This is a genomic window from Thermoanaerobacter wiegelii Rt8.B1 (assembly GCF_000147695.2).
Classification (GTDB): domain Bacteria; phylum Bacillota; class Thermoanaerobacteria; order Thermoanaerobacterales; family Thermoanaerobacteraceae; genus Thermoanaerobacter; species Thermoanaerobacter ethanolicus.
In genome coordinates, this window is the sequence record NC_015958.1 from 2,065,837 (window position 1) to 2,088,539 (window position 22,703).

The window sequence follows — 22,703 nt, forward strand, 5'->3', positions numbered from 1 at the left end:
AAGTAGATATTTTGCATCGTCGCTCCAGTGTTCCAAAGCAACAAAACTAAGCTTTACCTTCGGGTTCCGGCAGGGTCCCGGGCACAATCGACGTCCTGTCTCAGGTGCCCGCCTCCGCCATCCTTGGCTTCGGCCCTGCCTCCACCCTCGGTCTCGCTAAGTTTTGTTACCGCTTTGTAACAAGTCGCTCCTTATGCAAAATATCTACTTTACGAAAGTTTGTCTACAAATTGAAACTATGACAAAAGTCGTCATAGCTTCTTATTATCCCATTACCACTAAAACCTGATGACTATTTCCCTTCTTTGTTAAATCAATAGTCTTATCTGTAACAAGCTCCCCATCTATATATACTTCTTTTACACCTTTGTTAACACCATTGGGATTTCTTACCTCTATTAGGTATTTCGTATTCTTATAGTTATATTCTATCACATATTTATCCCAATTTTTCGGTATGCAAGGGTCTATTATAAGTTTTTCTCCGTATTTTTTCAAGCCGAGGAGGTTTTCAACTGCTATTCTGTACATCCAACCTGCTGCACCTGTATACCACGTCCAACCTCCTCTTCCTACATGAGGTTCTACCGCATACACATCTGCCGCCATGACATAGGGCTCTACTTTGTACTTCATACATTCAATGGGGGTCCTGGTGTGATTTATAGGATTTATCATATCGTAAAGTTGCCATGCCTTATCTCCTTCTCCTAGCTCTGCAAAGGCGAGTATTACCCATGCTGCTGCATGAGTGTATTGTCCGCCATTTTCTCTAACTCCAGGGACATATCCTTTTATATACCCCGGATTTAAATCCCCGTTATCAAAGGGAGGTGCTAAAAGCTTTACTATCCCTTCTTCTTCATTGACCAAATAATTTATAACTGCCTTCATTGCCTCTTTTGCTCTAATATCTTTAGAAGCTTTAGATATCACAGCCCAAGACTGTGATATAGAGTCAATTTTACATTCTGAATTGTCTGCAGAACCTAGAGGTGTCCCATCATCAAAATAGGCTCTTCTGTACCAACTGCCATCCCACGCATTTTCTTCTATAGCTTTTATTAATTTGTTAGCTACTTCCTGATATTTTTTTGCATGTTCTTCATCTTTTTTAGCTTCGCATATGGGCAAAAACTTTTTAAGAATAGTATACAAAAACCATCCTAACCATACACTTTCTCCCTTTCCTTTATTTCCTACCTTATTCATTCCGTCATTCCAGTCACCAGACCCCATCAAAGGCAAACCATGCTCTCCAAATTTTAACGAATAGTCTATAGCTTTTACGCAGTGTTCATACACTGTGCTTTTTGTTTCAGATATGCGAGGTGTTGAATATCTTTCTTCCTCTTCATCTTTTAAAGGCAAATCTTCTAAATAATTTACTTCTATGTCCAGTATAGACCAATCTCCTGTCTTTTCTATATACTCAGCTGTTGCGTAAGAAAGCCATAACAAGTCATCAGAAAACTTTGTTCTTATGCCTTTGTTTAATACAGGGTGCCACCAATGCTGCACATCTCCCTCAACAAACTGGTGCTGGCACGCATTGATTATTTGATTTTTTGTAAATTCTGGCTCTAGATATACCATATTCATAGCATCCTGCAATTGGTCTCTAAAGCCATAAGCTCCTCCCGATTGATAAAAAGCTGACCTTGCCCACAATCTACATGCAATTGTTTGATAAGGCAGCCATCCATTTACAAGTAAATCCATTGACTTGTCAGGAGTTTTAACCTGTATCCTTCTTAGAAGCTCTTGCCAAAATTCTTGGACTCTTTGGAATTCATTCTGACAATTTTCAGCATTTGCATATTTTAAAATCAACCTTTTTACTTCTTCTTCGTTTTTACCATGTCCTAATAAGATTGTAAATTGTTTTTCTTCTTTAGCTTTTATTTCTACATGAAATTGTATGGCAGCACAGGGGTCTAATGGTATTCCTGTAGAATTTGATAGAGCCTCATATTCTAATGCTTGGGGTGAAGTTAAACTTGAAGCAACTCCTATAAACTCTGCCCTGTCGCCTGTAAATGAATTTATCTTTTCTGAAGCAGACAAAAATGCTAATCTGTTAGCAAAATCTTCATTGTACACATTTTTAATCATTAATGCTCCTATTTTTTCATCGTACTTTGTAAATAGATACGGAAAAGTAATCTCATCAGTAACTCCTAAAACTGGCCTTATGTAATAAGATACTGTAAGTTTCCTGTTTTCATTCCCTAAATTTTTGATGGTAACTAAATTTATCTTTATAGAATCTTCCTTTGCTACAAACATCTTTAACTGTTGGCTTAACCCACAGCATATTGTTTCAAATGAAGTATACCCAAAACCATGTTTTATATAATGAACTTTTGCTTTACCAGCAGGTAAAGGAGTAATTGACCATCTGTCCCCTGTTTCTTCATCTGTCAAATAAATTACCTCTCCATGGGGGTCTACAACAGGGTCATTGTACCATGGGGTCAATTTGTATTCCCTACTGTTTTCTGCCCAAGTATACCCTGCTCCTACCTCTGACACCTGAAAACCAAAAGAAGAGTTGGAAATCACATTTATCCAAGGAGCAGGAGTACTTTTACCTTCCCATTTTATAATATACTCTTTACCATCATAGCTAAACCCTCCAAAACCATTGTAATAATCTAATGGTAATTCTTCTAATTTGATTTCTTCAAAATTTTGTACTTTTTTGACCCAATTTTTAAGTTTTGGAGTGTTTTTTGTCTCTTTAATCATTATCTGGTCGTAAATAGATTCATTTCCCCCATCAAATTTAAGGGCAACAGCAGTATTTAAAAGATATATATCTTCTTCTTTTAAATTATTTTGCTGTAACAAATATACTCCTCCGTATTTGCCAAAAATGTCATAAGAAAAGGTGGTATTAATTAATTCTTTTATCTTATCATGTAAGGGTTGGAGATAACCGCTTTTATCTTTATTTAATATAACAAGGTCAATATTTACCCCTTTCATTTTCCAATATTCATAAGCTTTTAAAAACCATTTTACTATTTCTATTTCTTCCATCTTTTCTATCTCTACTAACACAATTGGCAAATCTCCTGAAACCCCATATGCCCACAGTCCAGATTGACCTTTTGCATTTTTCAAAATCATCTCTTCTCTAACTTTACGCTGAGGACTCACAAATAAAATGTGAGCCAACATTCTTTGCAATAGGCCTAATTCTCTGGGTTTTAAATTAAGGTAATCTAATTCTACCCTACTTCTTGTCCACGACATTTCAAAAGCTCTTTCTACTACATTTTCCTCTTTATATTTTGCAGCAATTTTTACGGCTTCCTCCTTAGTTTCAGTTATTGCAGAAATGTATACTATTTTTGCTACTTCTCCTGGCATTACTTTTATTCTTTTCCTTAAACTTACAATAGGATCGAGGACTGCTCCTTCTGTATTGGAAAGGGGTTGATCAGCTTCTAAAGCAATTGGATTTTTTAAACTCCTTCCTCTTCCTATAAATTTTGTTCTATCAGTTTCAAACTGAGTATCTCCCACAATTTCTCCACTTAAAACTGCTACCTTGTGTACAGCCCATAGTTTATTTTTTCCTTGTTCCCTCGGCCTTCTGCAGACTAAAATTGCATCTTCTTCCTTTAAAAGTTCTGTTTTTACAAAAAGTTTATTAAAAGCAGGATGTGCCACATCTGTTGGCAAGTCTATTAAGCTAATTTCTCCAAAACTTGTAATTTCTAACATTCTTGGATGTTTACTATGATTTTTTAAAGTCAATCGCCTTATCTCCACATCATCCTCTGGTGAAACGACTATCTCTAAGTGAGTATCTATATTTCCAACTCTTTTAAAGTATTCTGCTTTATCTGCAGAGAAAACAACCCTGTAATTCTGACCTTTTTCGTAAAAAGGAGCGTAAGTGGCTGACCATACAGTATTAGAGTTTATATTTTGAACAAATATGAAAGTACCAAAATCTTGCGCCAAGTCTTTCCTCCATCTTGTCAAGAAAATACCTTTGTTATTTTTACTGTATCCTGTCCCTTTTTCTGTAAGCATTACAAAATATCTTCCGCTCGATAAAATATGAACCTCTGGCAGCCAAGTTTTTGATTCTCCTAAAACCCTTACAAAGTCTCCATCTTCTTTGCGAACTTTTTGAATTTTTCTTGCTTCTTCTCTTTCTTCCCTCGTTATATCTAAATACATTGGCATTTTTTCTTGTAATAATATTTGAGTAGCTTTTATACTTGGGTCTTTATGAAATCTTTTTTGCATTATATTGTTATTTATAAAATTGTCTAAAGCCACAAAAGCCATACCTTGGTGATGAGCCATAAAGCTTTTGACTATCGCACTTTTCTTGCCAAAAGGAACTCTTTCTGGTGTATAATCTATCGCTTCATAAAAACCGTATTTCCCTTCAACTCCTTCTTTTTTAAGGAACCTTATGTTTTGTAGCACCCCTTCTACATCTACTCCAATAGCCAGCAAAGACCCATAAGGAGCTACTACTTTGTCGTGGGATAATCCCCTTTTAAGACCTAGACTTGGGACTCCAAAAGCTTTGTACTGATAATTCAAATTTATGTCAAAAGCGTAAAATCCGGACTCCGATATACCCCATGGAATTCCTAATTCTTTAGCATAATTTTTTTGCACTCTTACAGCAAATGCATAAGTTTCATCCAATAAAGTATTTTGGTAATTTTTCATTATTAAAAGGGGCATAAAGTACTCAAACATCGTTCCAGACCAAGATACCAAGCCTTTATAACGATTTTCAATGGCAAGCATCCGGCCCAATTTAAACCAATGTTTTTTATCAATTTCTCTTTTTGCAATAGCAATAAAACTTGCTTGCCTTGCTTCCGAAGCCAACAAATCATAATAAGACTTTGTAAGTTTTTCCTCTTCAACATTGTACCCTATTGAGAATAATTGTCTTTTTTCGTCATACAAATGCCTGAACTCTGTTTTTTCTACCAAATTTTCAATTGTACTCTTTATATTTTCAATCTCTGCCTCCAAGTTTTTAATTTTCTTAAGAGCCTGGGCAACTTCATCTTTTTGACTTTTTAACAAAGCTTTCTCCTCTTCTGAAGCCTTTTCAAAAACTTCTTCTATTTCTAACAAATAGTTTTTATAGACTTTTTCCAATTCTTTTGGAGATGAATGTTCTTCAAAAATCTCCTTATATCTTTTAAAAATCTCTTTTGATTTCTCACTTTCATCAAATTCTGTCCATACTAAAAATTCTTTCATCTCCCTTTTTAAAGCCCCAATTATGCTCTTTAACCTTTCAATATTTTCTAACTCATTTTGTGAACTTGAAAGTTTCTCACTAATTTTACTTAAGAATACCTCCCAATCAGATGGCATTAAAGTTTTTTTATTTAAAATGTTTCTAAAAATATCTTCAGTAATTCCTTCTATATTCAACATTTTGATAGTATCTTTTAAGCCTTTTGCCAATTCAATATCTATAAGAGGTTTATTTAAAAATTCACCTATTGCTTCCTTTACTGTAATCAAATAACCTACTAAATTTCCGCTATCGACTGTAGACACATAATAGGGCCTTAAAGGCTCTAAAGTCCTCGTATTGTACCAATTGTACAAATGGCCGTTCCATTTTTCCATTTTTTCAATTGTAGTGAGGGTTTTTTTGATTCTTTCTACCATCTCAGTTGTGGTTATATAGCCTAAATCTCTTGCTCCAACTACTGAAACCAAGTAAAGTCCTATGTTTGTAGGTGACGTTCTCTCCGCAATCCCATTAGGCGGATCTTCTTGAAAATTATCTGGTGGTAGATAATTCTGGCTTTCTGTCACAAAGTCTTCAAAAAATCTCCAGGTTTTTCTCGTTATTAAGCGCAATTCCTCCATTTCCTCTTGTGACACAGTTTTTTCTTTTGGAATTATTGGCTGGCTTATATAAAAAGCAATGTAGGGAGAAATTGCCCAAAGGAAAAAAAGCACTATTGCCCCAATTAAATCTTGGGGTTTAAAATACATAACTAATGCAACTAATGCTAATCCCTCTACTAAAACTATCCACATTCTTTTAAAAAAACTTGCAAAGTCATTTCTAAGTCGCTTCTCCATGTCAGCAGCCGTAACCCATTCTAATAAATTCTTTCGAGTTATATACAGTCTCGTCAGTGTTCTAACTATTGCATCTGCCATCATATAAGCTTGATAGGGTAAAAACACAAAATTAAGTAATGATTGATAAAAAGCGGCTTCTATGCTTGTTATCACGGCTTTATGTCTTTTTTCCCAATAGTATCTGAACTGGCCTTTAAAAATAGTGTCAACTAAAGCAGGTAGAATGGGGAAGAATACAGTTAAAATCGCAACCCCTAACCATAAAAAACTGCTTCCCGGCAAAAGGCTAAATCCTAAAAATAGTATTAGCATCAAGGCAACTGAAACAACACTTCTTCTTAGGTTGTCTATAATTTTCCATTTAGTTATTAAAGAAAGGGGGTTTTTTACCATTTCTCCTTTTCTATTTTTTATTTTAGATTTCAAATAAGGCAATAACTGCCAATCCCCTCTTACCCATCTGTGCAGTCTCATGATATAGGAATTGTATTTAGCAGGATAGCCATCAATCAATTCTATATCACTGACAAGACCGGTTCGAACAAAGGACCCTTCTAAAAGGTCATGACTTAAAATAGAATTATCCGGTATAGTATCTCTTAAAAGTTCTCTAAATACATCTACATCGTATATTCCTTTACCTGTATATATGCCTTCTCCGAACAAATCCTGATAAACATCTGATACTGCTGTAGTATATGGATCTATACCGCCTTCTCCAGCATAGATTTTAGAAAACAGTGTAGCATTTGCGCTTTCTATATCAATGCCTATTCTAGGTTGCAATAGTCCATATCCCTCTACTACTACACCATAATCTCTGTCAATCACTGCTTTGTTTAAGGGATGCAACATAGTACCTACTAATTTTTTAGCAGTATCAATAGGCAAATTTGTATCTGCATCCAAAGTTATTACATATTTTATATTTAGTTTGGCAACATCTCCACTAACTACATAAAAACTCGTATCTTCCTTCCCTCTTAAAAGTTCATTAAATTCGACAAGAGCTCCTCTTTTTCTTTCCCAGCCCATCCAGCTTTTTTGCATTTGATTGTATTTTCTTTTTCTGTGGAAATAGTAAAATATCTTTTCGCCGTTTTTAGAATATTTCTCGTTTAACTTTTCAATTTGTTCCAAAGCACACTTTACAATCTTCTCATCCTCCGACATAACCTCAAAAGGAGCGTCTTTAAAATCCCCTAATAAGCCAAAATACAAATTCTTTTCTCTGTTGGCGTGATAATACACCTCAAGGTTTTCAATCAGCTCTTTTGTCCTTTTTTCATCTGGCAAAAGAGAAGAAATAACTACCATTGTCTTAGCATCTTCAGGAATACCTTCTTTTAACTCAATTTTTGGCAATACTACTGGCTTAAAAATATGCACTAAAATCCAATTTACTAATTGAACTGACATTTCACTAAAAGGTATTAGAAGAATTACACCAGAGATAAATAATAGCCCCCATTTATTAGAAAAATTTGCTATATATTTTAATGCAAAAAACTCCTCCACCAATAGGAAGATTAAAATTAAACCTACATACAAAGTCTCTGGAGATTTTTTGGCAATTTTTCCCCAGCTTATTGTCCTTTTTGATTTGTTACTCAGCTTATTTTCAAGAATACTTCTTCCTTTGCCTACAAGGTAAAATCCTACATGGTTTATATACCCTAGTTTTCCCTCTTGTTCTGTCACTTCCTTTGCACATTCAATCGCCTTTTTAGCAACATAAGTTTCTGAAGTATTATAATATTTGGCTATTTTTTCTATTTCATGCCTGTAATAATCTCTTGATTCAAAATCCATCTTAGGATATGTACCATCCGGGTCTTGCCTCAAAACTTGCTCTACAGAACTCAAACTTTCAAAAATTTGTGCCCAATCAAGAGAAGAAACAGTTTTTAAGCTGGTAATAGCATTGCCTATAGAAATTTGCCTTTTTGCCTGTATTTGATGTGCCTTTTCTGCTACATCGTTAATGCTAGTGTCATATTCCATCAAAATCTTTTCTATAGACTGTATAACGTGAGCAGAATTACTCCCTTCTTTTCTAAGTCTACTCACCAAATGTTCAATAAATTGAAGAGGAAATCTATCCGCAACATTAATGTTTTCCCTTATAAGCTTTTTCACTTCTTCATATTTCATTTCTTTTTCCAAAAGCAATGTGAGTATCTTTTCTGCTTTTTCCCTTTGGTGGCGAGTTTCTACAATTTTCTCGCAAATCTTTTTTATTTTCTCCACCAAAGCAATACGTATCATAAGGCTTAAAGCCCACAGCTCAGAGCTGGAAAGCAAAGCCTTTGTCTGATAAGCCTTTATAAAATTAATTATGGCTTTTTCATCAATTTTCCCATCAGTGTGAAGAACTAGCTCAAAGGCTATAGCATATATTCTTGGGTAACCTTTGAATAAACCATTTTTAAGCCCTGGAAGTCCCGAATAATAACTTTTTGACAAACTTTTCCTTATTTCCTTAACTTGCTCTTCGATTATATAAAAGTTATCTAACAACCACTCCTCTTCTTGAGAAATATAGACATCCTCTTCTTTTAAAATGCTGTTCAAATTTCTGTAAACATTCTTTATGTAGTTGTAGTTTTTATTCATCCGCGGAATTAGCAAATAGGATAATTTAGTTCTCTTCATTATGTTGTGATTCTGCGCTATTTCTGCTGCATGTTTTTCCATTTCCTCCGAACTTAAAATAATATCGTCAAAATCTCCTATAGAATCTTCCTTACCCCATGTAGGCTTTTTTGAAATATGTACAACAAACGCGGCTATTAAAAGCAAGATAGCTCCTATCAACACATACTCCATAGTATGTCAACTCCCTCACTGCAATTTAGTGCTAAAAATATTATTCCCTCAAGTTTGAAATTTTAAAGCATAAAAAAATAAAAGCCCCTAATATTTAGGCTTTTATTACCACCATCCCTTTCTTTTAAAATACAAAATTTCTGCAAAAGCTATAATTCCCATAACCGCCAGAGTAACAAAATAACCATATTCTGTATTAAGTTCAGGCATATTTTTAAAGTTCATCCCATAGATACCAGTAATAAGGGTTAGAGGCATAATTATAGTCGCTATAATTGTAAGAGTCTTCATAACCCCATTCATTCTATTTGATATGTAAGACATATAAAGGTCTAAAGTACCAGTGAGAAGGTCATAGTAAGTATCAATAAAGTCAAACAAGCGCATTATATGGTCATAAACGTCCATAAAGTACAATTTGTTTTCTTCTTTTATTATAACGAAGTCATGCCTTAAAAGCGTATTTAAAACCTCTCTTTGCGCTGTTATGATTTTTCTCAATTTCAACATGTTCTTTTTTAGAAGAAATATCTTACTTTGAATTTCTTTACTCTCTTTTTCAAAAATTTCTGCTTCAATTTCATCAATTTTATTTCCCACTTCATCTACAATAGGAAAATAATCATCTATAATTTCATCTGCAAGATTATAAAGCAAAAAATCAATTCCTCTCTCAAAAATATTCGCTGCGCTCTTTGCTTTTTCATAAACAGTATTCACAACTTCCATATTACCCCAATGAACTGTAACAATATAATTTTGAGAAACAAAAAGAAAAATTTCTGAAATTCTAAATTCCTCTTCCAATTTTCTCCCTTTAAAAACATTCATTACTATAAAGTAATAATCTTTGTAGTTTTCTACTTTAGACCGCTGCTTCCTATGGAGACAATCTTCTATAGTAAGAGGATGAAACTTAAAAACATCGCTTAATATTTTGATTTCAGAATCAGTTGGGTTTTCTAAATCAACCCATAAAAGATTTTTATTGTTAATTTTTTCTGTAATAGTATTAGGGGAAATACTGACAATTTCCCCTTGTGAATATGATAAACACCTAATCATTTCATTCCTGGTTACCCAAACTGTACAAAAGTGTATAGTTTAGATAGCTGGGGTATTTGTAGCCCGCCTTTCAGACTTTCCCAGCCCCAGCAGGCGGTATTTGGGAAAGCCATAGCCCCTGCCCCAAGAAGCAGGAACTCACACCCTTACGGGTCTCCCCACTTACCCTGAATTAATACTCCCTTCAGGGTAGAGAAGTCTCTTAAGACCTTCTCAGGGGAGAGTGGAGTTACCACCGCTACCTTGAGAACTCGCCAGAAATCATAGGCACTAAAACTTGTTCCATCCAGAGGTTTTAGTACCCTTCCTGACTCACTCTCAAGGCTTTGTAAAAATTTTATTGCTCTATTTATCTCTCTTAAATGCTTTTTCTTTAAATGCTTGTTTTTGACTGTTTTCTTTACATGCTCTTTTAATTCTTCTAATTCATCTACAGTTAATGTATTGAGAAACTTTATATAATTATCTGGTATCTTTTCTTGTAGTCCTAATCCCCTTCTTGCTATTACATAGGCCGCTGCTATATCTTTTGTTATCATATACTGCGGTGCATATTTTAACATCCCTATTATTGAGGTGTAAGAAGGATTGACTTCTATTACTTCTATCCTTTCTCTTCTTGCTAATGTTTTTATTTTTGAAAGAAGTGATTTATAGCTAAAATTATGTCTTATCCTTCTTGATTTTCTCCCTGAAAAGTCCCCTCTTTTGCCTTTTTCTTTTATTTCTAATTCTTCAATTACAATTGCTTTTCCTTTCTTTTTTTGCTATTTTTACTATCTTGTGAGCATACTGCCATCTGTAATATTCTTTTTTGTTTTTATTTCCGCTTGCAAGCTCTGGCATTGGTATACTGCCATAGTTTATTAGATTCCCTTTTTCATTTACTTCTACCCATGATATGTTGTACGGATATGCATTTATATCTATCCCTATGGCTCCTTTTTCTTTTGTTATTTTTATTTCTGGGTATTCTTCTTCCACAGCAAAATAGGCGTATATATTGCCATTTTTGAGTTTTAATTCTACAGAGTAGGGTATGTTTGATTCAGCGATTTCCTGAAGGAGCTCTTCTCTTCTCTTATTCTTTTTATATCCTGCTTCTATTCTGGCATAGACATATTTTCTTTCCCCTACATTTATCCTTAAGAAAGTGCCATTTTCTTTTACTTCTATCCTTGTGTTGAGATTTCCTTTTTTGCTTTTATCCCCTCTTGAATAGAGATTTCCTTTTCTCTTCTCTTGCCACTTTGTTCTTAGCTTTTGATATTCTTTCCCATTTGTATGGCGCTTTTGAAGTTTTCTAAATAAGTCTCTTCCTCCAAAAATGACTTTCTTTGGATTACTCCTTAATTCTTTGGATGATTCTAATACACCTCTTGCTTTCATTACTGCATCATCTACATACCTTGAGTTTAAGGCAAACATCCCCTGAAGGTCCCTGTGTGTTTCTATCATAGCCTTCTAGAAACCTTTTATATGCAAATCTCATGCAGGATGACCATCTTCTCATTAAGTTTAATACTATTTGTTTGCCTTCTTGATTTAGAAAAATGAGTTTAGCCTGTATTACTATCATGCTTTTTGCCACCCATTTATTCATAAATTCTTGCTGCAAAAGATGTTACTATTGCTATTAAGTCTTCTGCTAGCTCTTTATTTGCATCTTCCTCGTTTTCTTTCCCGTTTAAAACTATAAGTTCCACCCCAAAGCTTTCCATGAAAAATTTGAGATATTCAAAACCAAACCTCGCTAGCCTATCAGGATATTCTATTACAACTTTTTCAACTTCTCCTCTTTTGATTTTATTTAAAAGTTTTAATAGTCCTCTCCTGTTTTCATTTACTCCACTTGCTATCTCATGTATAACTTCATACTGCCATCCTTGAGACTTGGCATATTCTTCAAGTCTTCTAATTTGATTCTTAAGATATTCTTCTTGTTTCTTTGTGGACACTCTTGCATACAAAACTACTTTGGATTTCGGCTTTTCTTCTAACATACCTAATAACTTCTCAATGTCTTCTTTTTTGTATCTTCTTCTTCCTTTCGGTGTCCTAACAGGAGTTATTAATCCTTCTTTTTCCCAGTTTATTAAAGTAATTCTACTTATATTGTACAGCTCTTTAACCTTTTTTATAGTTAATAACATTTATTATCACCTATTTAAAATTATATCATTTTTTACTATTAATTTCAACTGTTGTATCCTCCCATACTTCTATATCTCTAAGCCACTTAGGATAATAATTTTTAACTACCCCTTTTGCAATTCTGCCCCATCCTGCAGGAAATCCTTCTATAGTAAAAAGAATCCATCCATCTTCTAAGTCCAATTCAAAAGTTTCGCCGTTTAAATATTTTTCTCTTTGCTCTTTTGTTAACTCCAAATGTCTTTTAGCTTGAGAAGTTTTAATCCCCATTGACAACCAGTGAGAAGGCTCAAACCTGTTTTTCTTAAGCTCTCCCAACTGCCAACCGTATCTGTACACCTTTATATTACTCAAATCCGGTAAACCCTCTGGTACATGGTAGACAAAATCATTATGCACTTCAATATTTAAATTATCTAAGTCTAAACTAAGATATTTATCAGCAAAATCGTAAAATAATTGTAATTCTTTTTGTTTTCTTTTGCCCTTTGCTTTTTTAAATCTGGAGTCTGGCACATCTGCCTCTTTTTTTCTCAGTTTCGCAATAAAATGTCCTTCTCCTCTAACTTTGTGGGGCCACAATCTCATACACTTTTTTAACTCTAAAGGACCTGTCACCCATTCGGGATGTCCTCTGTCGAAATATTTGCTCAGTTCACTTTCTTCAACTTCAAACTCAGGACGTTCTTCTAAAAATTTTTTTATGACCCCTTCGTTTTCTTCTGGGGAAAAAGTGCAAGTAGAATAAACTAAAATACCGCCCGGTTTTAATAACGACGCTACATTTCTAAGTATATTTTTTTGTATTATGGAGCAACTTATCACATTATTTAAAGACCAAATTTTTCTCGCTGTAGGGTCTTTTCTGAACATTCCCTCTCCTGAGCAAGGAGCATCTACCAAAATTTTATCAAAATATCCTTCAAACGCAGTAGTCAACTTTTCAGGAGTTTCATTTGTTATGACAATATTTCTTATCCCCATTCTCTCTACATTTTCTACCAATGCTTTTATTCTTTTTTTATCTATTTCATTAGCAACAATTATTCCCTCATCGCCAATTTTTGTAGCTATGTGGGTGGTTTTACCTCCCGGTGCTGCACTTACATCGAGAATCTTTTCTCCTGGCTTAGGATCTAATACCTCCACAACTGCCATTGCCGTCGGTTCTTGAATATAGTAAAGCCCCAAAATATGGTACAAATGGTTGCCTGCCTTTTCTTCTTTATCATAATAAAACCCAGTTGGGCACCAAGGAATTGGGGTTATCTCAAAAGGGACAATTCTTTTAAGCTCTTCTACGCCGATTTTTAATGTATTCACTCTTAATCCTTTTTGAGGCTTTTTGTCGTATTCCTTTAAAAAATCTTCATACTCTTCTTTAAGTAATTGCTCCATTTTCTTCAAAAACTCTTCTTTTACTGTAATTTTCATTTCCTGACCCCTATCTTATAATTTAATAATTTCTCCCTTGTTTTCCGCTGATAATAATATTTTATCCAAAATCAATTGGTCTTTATAGGCCTCGTCAAAAGTCGGCGTCTCACTGTAGATAATTTTATTTTCTACAATATTTGTAAAAAAGTTTATAAGGCTTGCCATATGTAAATCTACCATCCATCCAAGAGAATACTTTTCTGGAGGATATATTGACTCCACATACTCGCTAAATTTACTTTTTTTATCATAATGGCCGATTATTTGGACGTTTTCTTGCTTTTTGTATAATACTGCATAACGTGGCTGTCTCGTGAATATTTTTATTGATCCTTTTGTTCCGTATATTTCAAATATAGTTTCTTCTTCAAGGTCGGGAGATATCCTTGAAGCTTCGATGCTTCCCCATCCTCCATTTTCCATTTCCACTTCTACATTTGTCCAGTCATCTACATCTACTTCCTCATAAATATAAGAGCCTTTGGATACAGGCCTTTTTTTAAAATATGTCTTAGAATTTGCTCTTAAAGACTTTATTTCTCCCATCATAAATCTTACTGCATCCACAAGGTGTATCCCCATGTCAACTATTGCTCCACCGCCAGAAGTAGCTTTTTTCATTTTCCAAGACATAGGCCTTTTAGGGTCCATATAGCCCGAATGAAGCATCAACGCCTTAAAATTTAAAATTTCACCTATCTCACCATTTTTTATCATATCCCTTGCTTGGTTTACCGCAGGCATAAACCTGTACATTAAAGCTGTTTGATGTATTATCCTTTTTTCTTTTGCCTTTTCCATTATTTCATAGGCTTCTTTGCCGTTAACTCCTATTGGCTTCTCAAGATATAATGGAATGCCTTTTTCTATCACTTTCATCGCCTGTTCATAATGAAGGTAATTAGGGGTACATATGTCGACAGCATCAAGGCCGCCCTCTTCCAACATTTCTTCAATACTTTTTACACCTTTTTCAAAAAAATGTGGTATATCTTCTATGTTATTCTTGTACACAGGTCCAAGTTTCACTTCAAAAGGAAGGTTTTTAAATATTAAAGGCATTGAAAAACAAGCTATAGAATGGATTGTCCCAATAAAGCCAAGCCCTATAAAGCCAAGTTTTATTTCTTTTTTTGACATCAAAATCACCTCTTTATAAAATTACGATATATTTTAATTATAACATTAATAAAGCATAAAAAAGAACAACCCCTTTTAAAAGGGACTGTTCTTTTACAATTATACACAAACCATTTCTTTATTGTATGTTTCTTCTATAAAATCCGAAATAATAGGTCCAATCTTATCTATATCCACCAAAAAAGAGTCATGACCTTGCATTGAAGATATTTCTTCAAATTTGCCACACCCTCCTGAAGCATTAAGTTTTTTAATGAAATCCCTCATGTACTTAGAAGGAAAAATCATATCTGTATCTATCCCTATCATGAGTATTTCCGCTTTAATCCTTTTAAGTGCCATCTTCAAAGAACCATAAGGCTTCGTAATGTCATGTTCATTCATAGCCCATAAAATATATAAATATGAATTTGCATCAAACCTGTTTATAAAAGACAAACCATGATAGTTGAGGTAATTTTCCACTTCAAAATTGTTTTCATCTCTTAACCTATCAAATCTATAGTCAAATAAATCACCACTTTTGTAGGTTATCATTCCCAGCATTCTGGCAGTGCTCAATCCTTTATCAGGTTTATGGGGCTTATCATAGTAATCACCGCCGTAAAAATGTGGGTCATTTAGTATGCATTGTATTCCTACATGATTATACGCAATATTAAGAGGAGTAAGCTTATAATCAGCAGCTATGACAATAGATTTATCCACTAAATCCGGGTATGTCACTGCCAACTCTAAAGCCTGCATTCCTCCCATAGACCCTCCAATAGCGACTTTTATTCGGTCTATGCCAAGATAATCTAGAAGAAGTTTCTGCACTCTCACCATGTCTCTTATATTAATTTTTGGAAACCTTAAACCGTAAGGTTTTCCTGTTTTAGGGTCTATAGAAGAAGGGCCTGTCGTTCCATAACAACTGCCAAGAAAGTTAGAGCATATGACAAAATACTTATCTGTATCAATATACTTGCCCGGACCAATTAAAGGGTCCCACCAGCCCACGTTATTTTTCCCAGGATGCATACCTGCTGCATGTGCACTGCCACTTAAAGCGTGTTCCACAAGTATCACGTTATTTTTTTCTTTATTTAATTTTCCATAAGTTTCATAAACAATAGTAAGTTCATCAAAGCTATATCCACTTTCTGTAGTGAATATATTTTTCCCTTTTAGTGTAACCTTTTTTTCCTCAACTATCATTTACATCAACCTTTCCTTATCTATTCTTGCGATGCATAAAGGGCATTATCAAGGTCTTCTAATATATCTTCTATGTCTTCAAGCCCTACAGAAAGTCTTATCATATCCTCCGTAACACCAGAAGCTAACTGTTCTTCTTTTGATAACTGCTGATGGGTCGTGCTGGCTGGATGTATAACCAAAGACTTTGCATCCCCTATATTAGCAAGATGAGTAAATAATTTTAAACTCTCTATAAACTTAATGCCTGCTTTTAATCCACCTTTTATGCCAAAAGTCAAAACTCCTCCTTGCCCTCTTGGCAAATACTTTTGTGCCAAAGCATAATAGGGACTTGATTTAAGTCCTGGATAATTCACCCACGAAACGTAGGGATGAGAAGCTAAAAACTCTGCAACTTTTAAAGCATTTTGACTGTGCCTTTCCATCCTAAGAGATAGAGTCTCTAATCCTTGTGCGAATAAAAATGCATTAAATGGACTCAAAGCAGTACCCAAATCCCTTAAAAGCTGCACCCTCGCTTTTACAATATAAGCTGCTTCGCCTACATCTTTTACATACCTTATACCATGATAACTTGGATCTGGTTCTGTAAGTTCTGGAAACTTTCCATTGTCCCAATTAAATTTTCCAGAATCTACTATAACTCCACCTATAGAAGTCCCATGTCCACCTATAAATTTAGTCGCCGAATGTACCACTATATCAGCCCCAAACTCGATAGGCCGTGCAAGGTAAGGAGTTGCAAAAGTATTATCTACAATGAGAGGAATTCCTGCAGTGTGGGCAATTTCTGCTATTTTTTCAATGTCAGCCACGTCAATCTTTGGATTGCCAATAGTCTCAACGTACAAAGCTTTTGTGTTATCTGTTATTTGACTTTTAAAGTTTTCAGGATTACTGGGGTCCACAAACTTAAAATTTATACCAAACTTTTTCAAAGTAGTCGCAAAAAGATTATAAGTCCCTCCATAAAGATTGGTAGAAGATACAATCTCCTCTCCTACTCCTGCGATATTAGTAACTGCCAGCGTTATAGCTGCTTGACCTGAAGATACAGCAAGGGCACCTACCCCACCTTCTAATGCAGCTATTCTCTTTTCAAAAACGTCAACTGTGGGGTTCATCATTCGAGTATATATATACCCTTCTTCTTTTAAGGCAAAGAGGTCTGCAGCATGTTGTGTACTTTTAAAAGCAAAGGAAGAAGTTTGATATATAGGAAGGGCTACAGCTCCCGTAGTTGGGTCAGGCTCCCACCCTTCATGAATTGCCAAAGTTGAAAAACCATATTTTTTAGACATACTTTTAACTCCTTTCACAAAATTTTTTTAAATCACTTCTACAAAATCCTCAAATTTACTTACTTCTTCTGTTATATCCTCTTGCAAAACTTTAAAAATAGTTTTTATCTCGGTTATTTTTTCTAATTTTTCTGTAAATGTCTCAACACTTTTCTTCATTTTAACAATAGCTGTAAATGTGCCGTTTTCATAGGAAGATTCCACAATTGATACTTTTTGTTCTTTTAAAAACTTTAAAACTTTTTTCAAACCTAAAATATTTTCTTTATGAGTTTCAAGCCTTATATAAAAAGTATCTGTAAAACTTCCCTGACGAATTGGAAGAAAGTTTATCCTCTTATTATCTTTGATATCATAGTTTAACAATATATCAATTAAATCTGCCACTACAGCATCCCCTGTAGGAAGTTCTCCAGCACCTTTTCCTGCAAAAACATATTCACCAAAACTATCCCCTCTAAGTATGATAGCATTATTTACGTCGTTTATCCTTGACAAAATATTATTTTCTTCGACTAAAACTGGTTCCACTCCTGCAAAGATGCCATCTTTGACTTTTTGGCCCCAGGCAAATAATTTTATTTTATATCCCCACTTATTGATGTAATTTAAATCTTGAGTCGTGATTTCGTCTATTCCTTTTCTGGTTATAGAATTTACTGGCACGTTTATATTGAACACTTTCCTCATTAATATAGCAAGTTTATAAAGGGCATCAAAGCCTTTTACGTCATAATCGGGATTTGCTTCTGCATATCCTAATTGCTGGGCTTCTTTAAGTGCTTCTTTATAACTTCTACCTTCAGTAGTCATTTTGGTGAGAATATAATTAGTAGTGCCATTTATTATACCGCCTACAAAATCTATTTCATCTGTAATTTTTAATCTATCAATTTGATGCAGTATAGGTATAGCCCCACCTACACTTGCCTCACATTTTAGAAATACTCTATTCTTTTCTGCTATTTCATTTAATTCTTCTCCATGCTTAGCTATCAATTCTTTATTTGCAGTGATTACATGCTTCCCTGAAGACAAAGCCTCCTTCACATATTCGTAAGCTGGAGAAATACCTCCTATTGCTTCAATGACTATTTTTATCTCTTTATCTTTCAAAATTTCTTCAGCATTTTGGGTAAGTAGTCCTTCTACCTTCACTTTCCTTGGCTTATTGAGATTTTTCACGAGTATCTTCTTTATCTCAGGATAAACCCCTGTACTCTCCCTTATATGACCTCCTCTTGAAGTTATCAATTTATATACTCCTGTTCCTACTGTTCCAAGTCCTAATAATCCGATTTTTATTTTCATGTCACACCTCCAAATAAATTTTTAGGCCCTCTTCTCAATGAGAAGAGGGCCTAATAATCCGCCACTCCTCTCATCTCTCAGGTTAGACACCCTAACCTGCAGGATTTGGCACCAGACGCATATAAATGCCGGTTGCCGGGTTTCATCGGGCCAGTCCCTCCACCACTCTTGATAAGAGGTTTGTGTGTAATATATTCAATTTTGCATGTTGTAATCTATGTTATCACTTTGAAACTGTAAAGTCAAGAACTTTTTTTGTACTCTTTCTTAAATTTTTTCTTTATAAATTGCAATATTAAATGCAACACTTAATGAAAATCATGTAGATATAGGATTTGGGACAAATCATATATAACCTTAAGCCCATCTTAGTTAACAAATTGAGCGAAGGTCGTGATTTGTCAAGGGTTTAAGTCAGGCGAAGCCTGCCCCTTGACAAATCACGAGCGAGCTCTATACTTTATAAGAGATGGGCTTAACAGATTTTTGCCAGTTCCTCATAAAAGCATTCTTTAGGTGTTTTATAATTTAACAATTTTCGTGGAAGGTTATTAAGCCAATTTTCTACTCTCTTTATCGTATCTATAGATAAATCTTTAATACTTTTTCCTTTAGGGATAAAACGTCGTATAAGACCATTATGTCGTTCATTCGTAGCTCTTTCCCAAGATGAATATGGATGTGTATAATATACTTCTACCCCATATTCTAAAAGAGTACTTTCTAAATCACTAAACTCTGTACCATTATCAGATGTTATGGTTTTAAATACTTTGTTTAAATTATCACCAAATATATCTTTTAATTTTGATAGTGCATCTTTAACAGATTTGCTGTCTTTTGCATCTAAAAGAAGTATTATTTCATGGCGAGTCTTACGCTCTGTTAATGTCAAAAGGACCTTGTCATTAGACTTCTTGCCAATTAACGTATCTATTTCCCAATGTCCAAAAACTTCACGGCTTTCAACTTCTTTAGGCCTAAAATCAATACTTTTACCCATAATACGTTTATTTTTACGGTTTTGCTTCTTCCTTGGTTTTAAACGTAGTTTTAAAGGTAAATCAATGTTTTTAACTTTTAATAATCCTCTATCTATATAGTTGTAGAGTGTTTTAGTACAAACAATGGTTTTATTATTCCAGCTTGGGTCCTTCTTACAATAACCTACAACTGCATCCGGCGACCATTTTTCATGTAATATTTTATTTTCAGCATATTTCAAAAAATCTTCTGCTTTAGCTGCTTTAAATTTAGCTCCACAATTTGAACGATTTTTTTCGTAGACAGCCTGACCAGTTTCAGGGAAATAGCTTGTATAAGAAGACAAATCACTTCTAAGTTGTGTAGTAGTTCCACGTTTAATTTCACGGCTTATGGTACTTGGAGATCGATTAAGTTTTTTAGCAATATACCGAATACTCCTTCCTTCCTTGAGTAATGCATAGATTTCTCCTCGTTCATAGCTACTTAAGTGTTTAAAAGAACGCTTTTTTGTGGTACAATTATTATGAACCATAGTGAAAATCCTCCTTGTATGATGTTGATTTGACACCTATATCATACATGATTTTCACTATGGTTTCTATTTTTTTATCTGTTGCATTTAATTATACAACTAACCTTAAATTTTTTCTAAATTTTAATATACGCCGATTTTTTTTAGTGGTATAATAATATTGTATAATACTTATCAGGTGCAGCAAAAACAGTAAATACATCGCAGCCATGTTTTAATATAATATGTAAAGAGGAAACGGCAAACTTGGGAGTTTCCAAGAAAATAATAAGTAATTGGGGCATATCCTATAGATTGTAATATCTCTCCCAGCTCTCATAAATTTTTTACTAAAATCAATACTTAACTCTTTACCTATATCCTCAAGAACATCATTATAAAAGTCAAAAAGATAATAATTCTCCTTAATATGACTACAAGATGCTCTTCTCAAGCTCTCAAGTATCTCTGATACAGAATATTTTCCCTTTAATCTATGCTCCAGTATCCTTGCAATTACAAGTGATATAAAACATGTCAGAAAATGAGCATCAATGTGATCCTTTAATGATAAATAAACCGGTCTACTCTCAAAATCACTTTTCGTTACCTTGAAAGATTCTTCTATCTTCCAAAGCCCACGGTACATTTCAATGATTTTCTCAGGGGGTTCTTTGTATTCACTGGTAACAATAGCATAGTAACCGTCAAACTTTTCCTCTTCACGTAATCTTTCTTCATCGAAAACTAAATGTTGACGAACACTTTCCAATATTTCACCGGTATTAGGGTCAAATGCAAGGTTTTTTACGTATTTTAAAGCACCATATGCTGTTGATTTATTGTATTTTGCAGGATTTTTAATCAAATCCATCGCTTTAATTAATGCAGCTTCACGATCTTGCTTAGCTTTTGCTGCATATTTAGGACTATAGAAAATAACCTGTCTTTCATCCACTACCTTTTTATCTTTTTCCCGTTTGTTGCAGTTACTTGTATTTCTCTTGGATAAAGCCTTGATTTAATTTTAAAACCATCACCTTTGTCGATATATCCATTTTCATCAAGAACATAGTCTTGAAAATCCTTGTCTGCACTACGAATAGAATAGCTTAATACATAACCATTTTTAGCTGATAGAATGTACCAAATATTATCTCCAGTAGTTAACCCTTTGTCTGCTACTACAATAATTCTGCCTAAAGAATACTCACGTTGAATTCTACTTAAGGCGGGAATCAAAGTAGTTTTATCCGGAGCATTCCCAGGAAAAAGCTTATATGTAATGGGTATACCATTTGTGTCCATAAATAATCCCATCTGTACAATAGGGTCAGGACGATGTTCTTTTGAAACACCTTTTTTCCTAAGGTTATCCTGCTTATCAATTTCAAAATAATAATTTGTAACATCATAATAAACAAGCTCCGTATTGCGATTATACAAAGATTTAATACGTTCATGAAGCCAAAGCTGAAGAGCATCACTGTGTTTACTAAACAGAGAAAGGCTTCTATATATATCATCCAAAGAAAAATCAAATTTTTCAAAGAACATATCTTTGTTTTCATAAGTTTTTTTCTTAGAAGCAGGATAAAGCAAGCGGGAGAATACCAGTAGTTTCATGATGGCATTTGCATCATATTTTTCATTTGAATGTCGTTGCCTGTTTCTTATAAATTTATCTATTCCAAGTTCATGATAAATTTTACTCAAAGCAGTATAGCCAAAATTCTTGCGAGCATTATAATTAGAATCCATAGATTCATTTAAAGAAAGCTGGAGATTAATAGAAAGCTTCTCGTTATTATTCTTCTCATTCATCTTACGAACTTCTTCAGTAAAAAAAGCAATTGGATCATCATATTCTTTTAGAAGTTCATCCAGATAACCAAGAGAGCGGACTGTGGACGTACGAGATTGCTTAGTTTGCTTATCATAATAACTATTAACAATTGACAAATAAGTTCTGCCTGTTTTACGGTTCGTACTTTTTTTAAGATACAAGTTTAAACACCTCAACAATCTTGTAATACGAAGGATTATATTTTTATTATACCACAATTCGCCAGAAAACGCTAGTAAAATTTGACGAAAATTTAAAAAAATTTTACCCGAAATCATTAGTAATATAAATGGTTTCGGGTTACATTAATTCAAAATTTGCTGCAAAACTAGGGTGTAGTAGTTCCACGTTTAATTTCACGGCTTATGGTACTTGGAGATCGATTAAGTTTTTTAGCAATATACCGAATACTCCTTCCTTCCTTGAGTAATGCATAGATTTCTCCTCGTTCATAGCTACTTAAGTGTTTAAAAGAACGCTTTTTTGTGGTACAATTATTATGAACCATAGTGAAAATCCTCCTTGTATGATGTTGATTTGACACCTATATCATACATGATTTTCACTATGGTTTCTATTTTTTTATCTGTTGCATTTAATTATACAACTAACCTTAAATTTTTTCTAAATTTTAATATACGCCGATTTTTTTTAGTGGTATAATAATATTGTATAATATTTATACCCTATCGATTATAAAAATTTAATATTTGCCACATGGGGTGCCGGCGTAACCGGCTGAGAAAAAGGTGTCGCCTTTTAACCCATCGAACCTGTTAGGTTAGTACCTGCGTAGGGATGTGGTCAACTGCCATGG

The 22,703-nt window shown here is 34.1% G+C and carries 9 protein-coding genes, 3 pseudogenes and 2 riboswitches; all 12 genes and pseudogenes read right to left on the minus strand.

Going from position 1 to position 22,703, the window contains the following annotated elements; translation table 11 throughout:
- Window positions 1–264 precede the first annotated feature (264 nt).
- Window positions 265–8,931, minus strand: a complete 8,667-nt coding sequence (locus THEWI_RS10150) for a glycoside hydrolase family 94 protein (RefSeq protein WP_014063352.1) — start codon at window positions 8,929–8,931, stop codon at window positions 265–267.
- 105 nt (window positions 8,932–9,036) lie between these two features.
- Window positions 9,037–9,996 (minus strand): magnesium/cobalt transporter CorA, encoded by a 960-nt coding sequence (corA, locus tag THEWI_RS10155; protein WP_004404430.1) that lies wholly within the window; start codon window positions 9,994–9,996, stop codon window positions 9,037–9,039.
- 146 nt (window positions 9,997–10,142) lie between these two features.
- A pseudogene (locus THEWI_RS10160) lies at window positions 10,143–11,575 on the minus strand (IS200/IS605 family accessory protein TnpB-related protein).
- Window positions 11,576–11,591: 16 nt separating this feature from the next.
- Window positions 11,592–12,149, minus strand: coding sequence for an IS607 family transposase (locus tag THEWI_RS10165; protein ID WP_014063353.1), 558 nt, complete (start codon window positions 12,147–12,149; stop codon window positions 11,592–11,594).
- 25 nt (window positions 12,150–12,174) lie between these two features.
- The gene (locus THEWI_RS10170) at window positions 12,175–13,584 is read right to left on the minus strand and encodes an RsmF rRNA methyltransferase first C-terminal domain-containing protein (RefSeq protein ID WP_014063354.1); all 1,410 of its coding nucleotides are present in this window, start codon (window positions 13,582–13,584) and stop codon (window positions 12,175–12,177) included.
- A gap of 15 nt (window positions 13,585–13,599) precedes the next feature.
- A complete protein-coding gene (locus THEWI_RS10175) occupies window positions 13,600–14,727 on the minus strand; it encodes a Gfo/Idh/MocA family protein (RefSeq protein WP_014063355.1) in 1,128 nt (375 codons plus the stop codon).
- A 99-nt stretch (window positions 14,728–14,826) separates the two neighbouring features.
- Entirely contained in the window at window positions 14,827–15,927 is a 1,101-nt protein-coding gene (metX, locus tag THEWI_RS10180; RefSeq protein ID WP_003871217.1) for a homoserine O-acetyltransferase MetX, read from the minus strand.
- Window positions 15,928–15,947: 20 nt separating this feature from the next.
- A complete protein-coding gene (locus THEWI_RS10185) occupies window positions 15,948–17,231 on the minus strand; it encodes a homocysteine synthase (RefSeq protein ID WP_014063356.1) in 1,284 nt (427 codons plus the stop codon).
- 27 nt (window positions 17,232–17,258) lie between these two features.
- Complete coding sequence (locus THEWI_RS10190) at window positions 17,259–18,542, minus strand: homoserine dehydrogenase (RefSeq protein WP_014063357.1); 1,284 nt, start codon at window positions 18,540–18,542, stop codon at window positions 17,259–17,261.
- Between the two features lie 67 nt (window positions 18,543–18,609).
- Window positions 18,610–18,720, minus strand: a riboswitch (SAM riboswitch).
- A 297-nt stretch (window positions 18,721–19,017) separates the two neighbouring features.
- Window positions 19,018–20,061, minus strand: coding sequence for an IS30 family transposase (locus tag THEWI_RS10195; RefSeq protein ID WP_014062608.1), 1,044 nt, complete (start codon window positions 20,059–20,061; stop codon window positions 19,018–19,020).
- Window positions 20,062–20,275: 214 nt separating this feature from the next.
- Window positions 20,276–22,047 (minus strand): annotated as a pseudogene (locus THEWI_RS15655) (IS1634 family transposase).
- Window positions 22,048–22,223: 176 nt separating this feature from the next.
- Window positions 22,224–22,394 (minus strand): annotated as a pseudogene (locus tag THEWI_RS10205) (helix-turn-helix domain-containing protein); the annotation flags it as partial.
- A 200-nt stretch (window positions 22,395–22,594) separates the two neighbouring features.
- A riboswitch (TPP riboswitch) is annotated at window positions 22,595–22,702 on the plus strand.
- Window position 22,703: the final 1 nt, after the last annotated feature.

What these genes read in the sequence shown, in the direction of transcription:
- THEWI_RS10150 (WP_014063352.1), bottom strand. Translation starts at nt 8,931, where the DNA reads ATGGAGTATGTGTTGATAGGAGCTATCTTGCTTTTAATAGCCGCGTTT.
- corA (WP_004404430.1), bottom strand. Translation starts at nt 9,996, where the DNA reads ATGATTAGGTGTTTATCATATTCACAAGGGGAAATTGTCAGTATTTCC.
- THEWI_RS10165 (WP_014063353.1), bottom strand. Translation starts at nt 12,149, where the DNA reads ATGTTATTAACTATAAAAAAGGTTAAAGAGCTGTACAATATAAGTAGA.
- THEWI_RS10170 (WP_014063354.1), bottom strand. Translation starts at nt 13,584, where the DNA reads ATGAAAATTACAGTAAAAGAAGAGTTTTTGAAGAAAATGGAGCAATTA.
- THEWI_RS10175 (WP_014063355.1), bottom strand. Translation starts at nt 14,727, where the DNA reads ATGTCAAAAAAAGAAATAAAACTTGGCTTTATAGGGCTTGGCTTTATT.
- metX (WP_003871217.1), bottom strand. Translation starts at nt 15,927, where the DNA reads ATGATAGTTGAGGAAAAAAAGGTTACACTAAAAGGGAAAAATATATTC.
- THEWI_RS10185 (WP_014063356.1), bottom strand. Translation starts at nt 17,231, where the DNA reads ATGTCTAAAAAATATGGTTTTTCAACTTTGGCAATTCATGAAGGGTGG.
- THEWI_RS10190 (WP_014063357.1), bottom strand. Translation starts at nt 18,542, where the DNA reads ATGAAAATAAAAATCGGATTATTAGGACTTGGAACAGTAGGAACAGGA.
- THEWI_RS10195 (WP_014062608.1), bottom strand. Translation starts at nt 20,061, where the DNA reads ATGGTTCATAATAATTGTACCACAAAAAAGCGTTCTTTTAAACACTTA.